Raw genomic sequence first — 525 nt, forward strand, 5'->3', positions numbered from 1 at the left:
CTGCCGGAATGGCCTTCCAACCGTGTTGACGAACTCCTGCCATGGAACGTAGCACTCACCAATAAATAAGCGTCAATACGGTGCTCCGTTGACGCTTACTTTTTATCCGGCACTGGTCGGCAATGATATCGGCTGCGGTATGGCGCTATGGCAAACAGATATTCTCGCTCGCAAATACAACGCCGATAAGTTTGAAAAGCGATTATCAGATCTGGATGACGTTGCTGAAGAAAGCTGGCTGGAGGAAAACCTGCCGTCAGCATTTGCACAGCATCCGTGGTGCAGCTCGCTTGGCTCTATCGGTGGCGGCAATCATTTCGCTGAACTGCAACAAGTTGATCAAATCATCAACGCTGAACTGTTTGCACTAGCAGGTCTGGATGCACAACATCTGCAACTGTTGGTTCATAGCGGCTCGCGGGGGGGGCCCCTATTAAGTTGTCAAGCATGTTATGACCCCTGCGGGGTATAAAAAGTCCCGTCGCGCATCATGGCGAACAGAACGTCGCAGCGTCGTCTCGCCAG

General features: G+C 52.0%; 2 protein-coding genes and 1 pseudogene. 2 read left to right on the plus strand and 1 reads right to left on the minus strand.

What is annotated here, in order from left to right:
• The coding region (locus BHE85_RS28495) for a hypothetical protein (RefSeq protein ID WP_369803596.1) at positions 1-69 on the plus strand (69 nt) is incomplete at its 5' end.
• Positions 70-100: 31 nt separating this feature from the next.
• A pseudogene (locus BHE85_RS18280) lies at positions 101-424 on the plus strand (RtcB family protein); the annotation flags it as partial.
• 26 nt (positions 425-450) lie between these two features.
• Here the strand turns inward: BHE85_RS18280 and BHE85_RS27710 are convergent.
• On the minus strand, positions 451-525 hold a 75-nt coding region (locus BHE85_RS27710; RefSeq protein ID WP_228365084.1), incomplete at its 5' end, for a hypothetical protein.

The organism is Shigella sp. FC1567, from assembly GCF_001743015.1.
In the GTDB taxonomy this organism is placed as follows: Bacteria; Pseudomonadota; Gammaproteobacteria; order Enterobacterales; family Enterobacteriaceae; genus Escherichia; species Escherichia coli.